We start from the raw sequence: 8,256 nt of genomic DNA, 5'->3' as shown, positions 1-8,256 counted from the left end.
CTATAATGTAACTTGGAATAGCAATCGCCGATAAAATACCAATCATTGAAACGGTAACCAACAGTTCTGTTAAGGTAAAACCTTGTTGCGCTTTGTTCATAATCGCTAAGTTTTAGTTTCTAACTAATCGAACAGCAAAGTTGCTTGTGCGTAACGAATAGTTCAGGTAACCATCGTAGAAATCGCCATACCAAGCGAATGCGGGATTTGTTAAAAAAAGGTGTCGAAGCCCAATATCTTTCTGACGGAGTACCCGGAAAGACGGCTAAATCAATTGCTGGATCAGGATTTCTGGCAATGTCAGAAATGCTGGCTAACTCTTTAATGTTTGGTAAACGCCAGGCTTTTGATGAAGCGCTTGCTTCGGTAACTGCGCGTGTTAATGCAGATTCATAATTATAAAATTGTAGAGTACCGGTACAAGTAGCTCCATTCCACGTTAAGCCCTCGCTGCAACGGCGCCAAATTAAACGCGTCTTGTTGTCGGTTACTTCTTGTCCATCACTTGATGCGGTAAAGCGGGTTGCTGGCACATAAGGTGTGCCACGTACTAAGCGAACAGCATATTGACGAAATCTATCGCTATTGCTAACCCTGCCATCACTGAAGTTTACAAACCAGGCATAATCAGCGTTATCGGTGTTGGGTGATGAAGACCAATATTGAGTACCGAGGCTATTAGGCAAAAATACACTGTCAATCATTGGGGTTGGATAAGCAACACTATAATTGAGCAAGCTTTGTAACTCATGTGCCTTAGGCAAACGCCAGTCGGTTGCGCCACATAGCCCTTGCGCGTTGACTTGTTGGACGAAAACGTTAGCATCTGTTGAAATTCCAGAAGCGGTGGTGTAATTAGTGTAAACTTTTTTGCTTGTCTCGTAGGCCAGCATCCGCTGTTTTTACTTCCCACACTAAACCCGTGCCATTGTCTTTAATACAAGACCATACCTTAGCCGTTTTGGGTAATTCTTTACCCGCGCTGTCAATTTTTGTAAAGTTGAAGCCTTTAAAACCATCTGCGTCGCTATTGATAATGCCATTTGCATCACTGCCAATCATGCCGTCTTGTTTGGTGCTTAGGTTTTTAGCCGCAGTATCGTCACAATTAATTAAGATATTGCTGGCTGTTTGGTAGCATTGGGTTTTTAAAATACCCGTATCATTAAGAAGAGGCTGAGGAATAATTGCTAAAGATTTACTGCTACTTAAAATATCGCCGTTTTCGTTTAATGCGGCAATCTTAAAATAATAAGTCGTACCATCTGTCAATTTAGTGGCTGTATATTTATTCGCTTTCGACAAAATCGATACACCATTAGTATAGCTTGTGCAAACAGACATATCTTTTATTGGCTGGTTTGCATAGCATAACTGATAATTTGCTGTATTCGCTGTCGTAGACCATTTTAACGAAACTTGTCCACTAATCGGATAAGCAGATAATTTGGTAGCCGCATTGGCGTTTTCAGTAATAGGCACTAACAGACATGCGAATAAAATAATATTTGAAATTTCAGTGGGTTTGGTTAAGTTCACGCTATATTCCCCTTAAATAATATAAGTAATAGATTTAGAACAGCTTGTGAGACTAGGCTCATTGTTGGATAAGCTCATGCCAGCTGGTTCGGCCTAGATTTTTAGGGCCAAGATCTATGCTTAAACCTGTAACAACACCGCCTGCTAGAGATTGAACAGCTAGACCAACATTACTGGATGCATCTAAGTTGCTAAGATTTTGATTTTGAATTATTGTGGAACCACCAACAGCTGCTCCAATCTGTAGTCCTCCTTTTTGTTGATCGTCCTTATTGATACTTCCGCTTGCATTGGTGTCATAAATAGCGTGGGTAGTCACTTGTCCGCCACTCTCGTAGTTAAGAGACATCAGCCAGCCTGTACCTCCCGCATCACATACTTCAGTCGAGGGAACTAAGGTATTAAAAAATATGATGCCATTGATTAGCTTAGGTACTGCAATCGCCCTTTCTTTAACAGTTGGTAAATCTAAAAACCAACCCATGTGGGTGGGTGTGCATGAACCCGTGCAATCAGCGTTTGAACCACCAGATGATGGTCGCCAGTTAATTTGCTTTTGGCTAATGGTTCTATATGTTCCGCCACTAGTGGTTTCAGTATCGGTAACTGTTTGTTCTAATAGACTAGATGAGCGGTTACCGACTGTAACGTTGGCTTTGTTTCTATCCCAAATACCATAAAATGTTTGCGTAGATGTGTTAGTGTTATCGGACGTTTCTAAGTATTTTCCGGTTCCAAACAATACGAGTTGTCCTCCTACAGGATGGCTCGTGATTTCAGGCGGTGTGGTGATAGGCTGTATATTGCCGCCACTGTCTTTTGCGATAAACAAAGGATTACCCGATAATCCAACTTTCCACGTGGCCGGCGAACTCGTTACCGAGGCTGTCGCCTGATCAGTTTCGTCATCATAATTTGGACCGACTAAAAATTTCCACATATTGCCTTTTAAATCGCCAGCATACACAGTATCTACAATACCATCACCGTCCGAATCAAAGGGTATTGGCGTTGATAAGCCATTATCTTGGCTAACAGGAGCATCAGCAACAATCTTTATGTAGTCTGATGATGCCCAAGTACCATCGATACCATCTTCGATGAAGACAATGTATAACACTGCTTTTCCTAAGCTACTGTTATAGCCATTGCCTAAGATTGCCGCCCATTTACCATTAGCCATTCTGACGATTTGTTTAGCATCGTTGGTTAATAAATCGACAGGTGGTAGATTAAATGCATAACCCATATCAGCTTCATTAAATTCCCAAAGCAATGTGTTTGCTGGGCTAGCGCCGCTTTCAGAAAATGTAGCTGGGTCGGTTACATCTAAAGCGAAATAGCCCTTACCGCCGCTATTCATGCCAGAAATTAATACCGTGCGCCAATCGTTTGTTGCTGAAGAATCAAGATCGACGTCAGCAGACATCGGTGAACCATCGACAAAATAGCGGTGGTTTTTGTTGTAAGTCTGAGAGCTTAAACGCGGTAAATTTTTATAAACTTCTGTTGGGACATAGGCAAGCTTTTCTTTGCCAGCATCTGCTGTAGGAACGCCAATTTCGTCATTACTAAAATCTAGCTGAGCATTAAAGCCATGCAACATACCATCGTTTGCTCCTGCGTATACCATCGGGGTGCGGTCTTTATGAAGCAGTCTAAATGCATTATAGCCAGCATAGCTAGCGTCCGAGTACCCTGCTGATGGCGGCCCGATATACCATGGATTCGAGTTAACCGTATCACCTAAGATGCTAGAGTTCCGCTTGCGAAATCTCGTCACAGTACTGACCCCACAACTCATCGTTTGACTGCTTGAGCCCTCGTTGCTGGTATCGCCGCGCAAATAGGCGACTCGTTCCTCACCGCAATCGTCGACAGTAGCATTTTCGTTTTGATTCAGCAAAGCTTGCTGGCTAGTGGTTAAATTACCGTAGTCGAATGCGACGCCATCACCGGTAGCACCTTTTGTTAGGATAACTCGAGAACTTAACGAATTGATGAGTTCTCCAGCATCCCATTCTTCATCGAATGTAATTAAAGGTGTCGTGTTAATCTTATAGGAGATTAATTGACCGCTCCAATCCGCACTGGAGAATTTCGCTTGGTAAATGCGACTTTTTACTTTTAAGTTAGTTGAGTTAGTTGCGACCGAAGATGAGGATGCATCGGGTTGTGAAGCACGATCAAACACATTGCTCAACGCTTTTATTAAGTTAGCAGGGTTGCGAATATTAAAATAATTATCGGGTTGGCCGTCAGCACCTGCAGCACCCGTTAAGTTGTTTTGGGTATCCCATTCTGATACTAGGTCAGGCTGAGGTGTGCCCGATGTTGGATTCGATTCAATAAAACCGCCGTATTTTGCCGCATACCATAGCGGGTTTTCTAACAGCTTAGCAGTCGAGGAGCCTTGGTTATAAGTGCTGCTGTTAGCTGCTGTGACACCGGATGGGCGTGTGCTACCGACGTTAAAGTTACTACCGCCTGGACGCAGAATTGGATAATAAGGACCGTCAGCTGTGGTGCCCGTTAACGTGTAGCCGAACGTTAATGCGTGACCCGCTTGGGCTTGCATGGCGCAAGTAGCGATAACGATTTGACTAGAGCTTATACCTGTCCAGGGACCAATGGTCGCATACGCTGAGGATGTATCAGGACAAAGCATTTTAAATGTGCTACACGCGGAGCCTACGCAATAACCTAGTCGTTGCATAACATCCATATCATAATCATTACCCCAGGTTGAGTCTTCCCAAGCGATAGTAAAGCATTGGGAGGTCGTGCCATTGCCACTACAGGTTTTTGATTTTGCTGAAGTATCTGTACCTACATCCGACATGGCAACATTATCATTAACAAACAAGTTAGTCAAAGAGCAGTTACGCCAACCTGTAGCTGTTGATGTCCAAGCAGGAGCACTGCCTGTGCTGTTGGCCTGACAAGAAGGTAGAAAAGTGATGCTGCCGCTAGCGCCTACGGGTATGCTAAAGCTTGGTAACGACTCGGCAAGTTGCACAGCGTAAGTAGTAATGGGCTGTCTTAATGCCCAATCTTTATTGATACCCGTTGCCCCCCAGCGATCATTGCGTTTAGAAGCATAGTTTGGTCTTAAATCTATCGATTTGGTAGCATACGCAAGGCCTGCAATATTGTATCCACCTTCTATGCCGGGTACTTCAGGACAAATACCGCGAGCAGTAGCTAAGTTAGTGATTGTTTTAGCTGTGCATTGTTTATTAGCGGTGCTGCCATTATCGCCTATCAAATAGGATTGGCCGTTTATATTTTCGTAATCAGCGCCGCCGATGGTATTGGTGAGTGAGATAGCGTTGATAGCTGTACTTCCACCCGTTGGCGTAAAACTTGCCAATTCAGTGGTTGGTTGATCAGTATCAAATGAGTTTAACCCTGTTGATAACACGATAATATTGCACAAGGCACACCATTCATTAGAGGGCAGTGGGTCGTTCCAGGTGAGTTGTGGCAGTGAAGCTAAATAGGTTGAGTCGTCGGTATTAAACGTGCTAGTTACACCTACGCCAGCAAAATAGCGTAAGCTTTCAAGGTATAGTTCGCTGAGCGGGTTACCCCAATCAACGCATTGTCCATTACTAAATGTCAGAATACCAGGGCTGTTACAACTGTATTGATGGCTGGCATTACCGCCACTACTGTTATATCTAAATCCGGCGATGCGTAGGCGGTTTAAGGTATTGATGATACCTGCTTGTGAGCTGCCTTGATTAATAAAAGCACCTGTACAGACATCGATTTCATCACTAGAATTGTTATTGCCGCAAATACTGCTACTAGTGACATCATAATTGTTGTTATTGGCGATAAAGCCAACGTTTTTTCTTAAGACGCCACCCGATTTATTCTTTGAATAACTACCGGTCATTAAACCAAAGCGAACACGTTTATCGACGTTGACATCGCCGTATTGCTGAAGTAAGCCAATAGGTTTAATGGTTTGAACGCCTGTCGTCGGATGGGTATAGATTTTACAATTTGATTCTAGGCCTATAGTTGAATCACAGACTTTTACCCGTGCGACATAATCACCAATAACACTGCTTGGTCGGGTGCCTGATCCGGTAGCACATTGAGTTACTTCTGATGAGTCCCATTGTGGCCACGAACCTGCGGCGACTCTAATCAGTGGGTTAGGAATAGTGAAAGCAGACGTGCCAGTCGAATTAGTGTTGGTAGAATTAGAAACGTTACAAAATGACAATGATGTGTTAGAACCCACAATGCTTGAAGGTACATAATAGTTTAGAGTGGCTGAACTGCCAGGATTATAGACTTTAACGAATGCATGAATATCGACGGGTAAAAAATGTCTTTCGAGTACCGTCACACCAGCTGCGCCTGTGGTATCAGTGGAGCGGTAGCCGCCGTAAAAAGTTTTTCTAACTACATCCATGCGCGTCATGCTAGCCCAATTTAAAAAATTTCCGCTCCACTTAGTGCCGTCACATTGATGAGTTCCCGTGCTGACGGGACCAGTTGGATTAAACTGACTGCTAGAGTAATCATAGCATTTATTAGCATCAAAATAGCCGTAATACTCTATGGTGTCAGTGTAGGTAATGTCTAGGTTTCCATCGCCGTTAATGTCTGAATAGTCAGTATAGGCTTTTATCGACAGTTGATGATCGCGCGATGAGACAATCATGACTCTCGGCTCTGTAGATGAAATATATAACGGTGTTTGAGAAAACGTTAATGCTAATACTGGCGTTGATAAGCTATAGCCGAGTAAAGCGAGTAAACCAAGTTTCGCGTATTTCATGAGCAGTCTCGTTACTTAGCATTGAGAATGGTTTGGGATTTTAAACACTGAGTGTAGCCAAACGACTGTGGCTGGGTTTAGGCCCTGAGCCTTTACGGTTATTCGATAATAATAGAAAGGAATTTTATTTCCAGCGGTTTGTGTTGGAGATTGATAAGCTTCAATTAAATACCTAGGCTGGGCTGATACTTGCGGTAACGGTCTTGCGCCAGTAAATGTGCCGTAAACGACACTTGGAGGACCGTTAAAAGGGTCTGCTATTGCCGGTAGGCAAACGACAGCGATGTTTGCGTTAGGGGGAGGCGTTGGGCAAAAACCATTGGTTAGCGCGGTTCTGACATCTGGGGAATAGCCTCCATTGTTGGTACATAAACCATCGTCGGAAGTTTGTGCGGTTGTAAAACCACAGTCAGGTGCAAAACCACTACTTTTACAAAAACGATGATTGGGATTCATCTGGTTTGTTATGTCTTGCTCGGCATCCCGAATGCCGGCTTCAGCTGCTTGTAGTGCGATATTATAATCACGCATATTACCTGCCATTTTTTTCTTCTAGGGCAGAAAATTGACTGCTTGTTATGCCGACTAGTGTTAATACGGTTAGTAGCACTAAGCTAACAACCATAACAGCGCCGCGTTGTTCCTGTAACCTATATCTAGGATTTATACTGTTTTGTTTTGTTATAGTCGCCATCGTCATAACCTAGGGCAATCAGCTGTTATTAGTCGGGAGTCGGTTACGCAAGTAAAGCACTGATGAGAAAACGCGCCTTAATCTCCTATCGTTCGGTGTTATCGTAACACCATTCACCGTGTAAGGAGTTGGTTGCTGAGCGACTTGGTCAGAGCTACTTAATACCAAGCTAATTTTCACACTAACAATATTTCTTGCATTTAAGCCAATTTCATCCGCGTTAACATAAAAAATTTGGCGCTATGTCCGCATCGGTGTTGATGCCATATAAAATTTGCATATCTTCAATCCCTTCTATGAGTTCTTGTACCGAAACTCCTAGTCCAGGACGCACATTGTCAAATCTAAATAAGGCTGGGCGATTATTTGCGCCTATGCCGATATAATAACTATTTATAAAATAAGGAAAAATTTCAGAGCCAGCATTTGCCCCTGTGCCATAAGTATTTAATAATCTAGCATGGGTTATATTGGTCGCGTTGTTGTTAGTTGCCAAAAAAATATCGGCTCTTGAGTTATCAGTAATAAATACCGCATCGCCCGCAGTAATATTGCAATTATTAGCAGCATTGGCAGAAATCGGAATAGGAGAACTTGGGTTAGTCATACCGGGTGGTTGTAATTTACCGCCGCAGGGCCTGGCAAACATAACGGTAATAACATCGGTATCGGGAACTACAGCTGCTTGCTGGGCTGCTGTCCAATAGTTGGGTTGTCCTGAGTCTACACCAGAGACTATGGAATCGAGACTTGGACTGATAGGCAGGGCATCGACTATATTTGTATTTGTTCTAAAAGAAAAGTCTCCATGGAATCCTGCCATACGAATGTCCCTAGCAAGAATATTCATCGCAGCACGGCCGTTTTCTTGTAGCTCAGATAAGTTGTTTTGCATTAGGCTAGTTTGTTTATTACTTAAATAAACTTCGAGTACGCCACCGATTAAAAATGTGCCTAATACCATAGCCACTAAGATTTCAACTAGGGTTAAACCGTTTTGGTTAAAAAAGCGCATATTAGTCGTTTTCATAATAGCTGTGCATTGATTTGGAAAGAGGCATCGTGGTCATCTATATCGCCGTTGCGGTCTTCATCCCAGTTGATGGTAATAACGTAGCCATTACCAGCATCATTGGCAATAATTGTGGCACAGCTTCCATTTATTACATCATTAGCGCAGCCTGGCAAGGTAACGCGAATTTGGTTAAACCAATCGTATAAG

8 protein-coding genes and 1 pseudogene are annotated in these 8,256 nt (G+C 43.1%); all 9 read right to left on the bottom strand.

The window, feature by feature from the left end; genetic code table 11:
* On the bottom strand, positions 1-100 hold a 100-nt coding region (locus tag VZ94_RS24865), incomplete at its 3' end, for a prepilin-type N-terminal cleavage/methylation domain-containing protein (protein WP_131655669.1).
* 19 nt (positions 101-119) lie between these two features.
* On the bottom strand, positions 120-893 hold the full coding sequence (locus VZ94_RS20815) for an Lcl C-terminal domain-containing protein (protein WP_045780710.1): 774 nt from the start codon (positions 891-893) through the stop codon (positions 120-122).
* Positions 856-1,539 (bottom strand): fibronectin type III domain-containing protein, encoded by a 684-nt coding sequence (locus tag VZ94_RS20810; RefSeq protein ID WP_045780709.1) that lies wholly within the window; start codon positions 1,537-1,539, stop codon positions 856-858. Before VZ94_RS20810 ends, VZ94_RS20815 begins: the two co-directional genes overlap by 38 nt.
* Before the next feature lie 58 nt (positions 1,540-1,597).
* Positions 1,598-6,340: a pilus assembly protein gene (locus tag VZ94_RS20805; RefSeq protein ID WP_045780708.1), complete on the bottom strand. Its 4,743-nt coding sequence runs from the start codon at positions 6,338-6,340 to the stop codon at positions 1,598-1,600.
* A gap of 15 nt (positions 6,341-6,355) precedes the next feature.
* Complete coding sequence (locus VZ94_RS20800; RefSeq protein WP_157845002.1) at positions 6,356-6,871, bottom strand: pilus assembly PilX family protein; 516 nt, start codon at positions 6,869-6,871, stop codon at positions 6,356-6,358.
* Between the two features lies 1 nt (position 6,872).
* On the bottom strand, positions 6,873-6,965 hold the full coding sequence (locus VZ94_RS32980; RefSeq protein WP_369126315.1) for a hypothetical protein: 93 nt from the start codon (positions 6,963-6,965) through the stop codon (positions 6,873-6,875).
* A gap of 87 nt (positions 6,966-7,052) precedes the next feature.
* Positions 7,053-7,214 carry a PilW family protein gene (locus tag VZ94_RS32975; RefSeq protein ID WP_369126314.1) on the bottom strand — a complete coding sequence of 54 codons (162 nt, stop codon included), beginning with the start codon at positions 7,212-7,214 and terminating at the stop codon, positions 7,053-7,055.
* Between the two features lie 40 nt (positions 7,215-7,254).
* Positions 7,255-8,064 carry a PilW family protein gene (locus VZ94_RS20795; RefSeq protein WP_045780706.1) on the bottom strand — a complete coding sequence of 270 codons (810 nt, stop codon included), beginning with the start codon at positions 8,062-8,064 and terminating at the stop codon, positions 7,255-7,257.
* Positions 8,061-8,256: pseudogene (locus VZ94_RS26280) on the bottom strand (hypothetical protein); the annotation flags it as partial. The gene VZ94_RS20795 and the pseudogene VZ94_RS26280, both read right to left, overlap by 4 nt.

Source organism: Methylocucumis oryzae (assembly GCF_000963695.1).
Lineage (GTDB): Bacteria > Pseudomonadota > Gammaproteobacteria > Methylococcales > Methylomonadaceae > Methylovulum > Methylovulum oryzae.
Note: the sequence above shows the minus strand (reverse complement) of the source record. Positions and strands in the feature narration are given on the sequence as shown.

What these genes read in the sequence shown, in the direction of transcription:
- VZ94_RS20805 (WP_045780708.1), bottom strand. Translation starts at nt 6,340, where the DNA reads ATGAAATACGCGAAACTTGGTTTACTCGCTTTACTCGGCTATAGCTTA.
- VZ94_RS20815 (WP_045780710.1), bottom strand. Translation starts at nt 893, where the DNA reads ATGCTGGCCTACGAGACAAGCAAAAAAGTTTACACTAATTACACCACC.
- VZ94_RS20795 (WP_045780706.1), bottom strand. Translation starts at nt 8,064, where the DNA reads ATGAAAACGACTAATATGCGCTTTTTTAACCAAAACGGTTTAACCCTA.
- VZ94_RS20800 (WP_157845002.1), bottom strand. Translation starts at nt 6,871, where the DNA reads ATGCGTGATTATAATATCGCACTACAAGCAGCTGAAGCCGGCATTCGG.
- VZ94_RS32980 (WP_369126315.1), bottom strand. Translation starts at nt 6,965, where the DNA reads ATGGTTGTTAGCTTAGTGCTACTAACCGTATTAACACTAGTCGGCATA.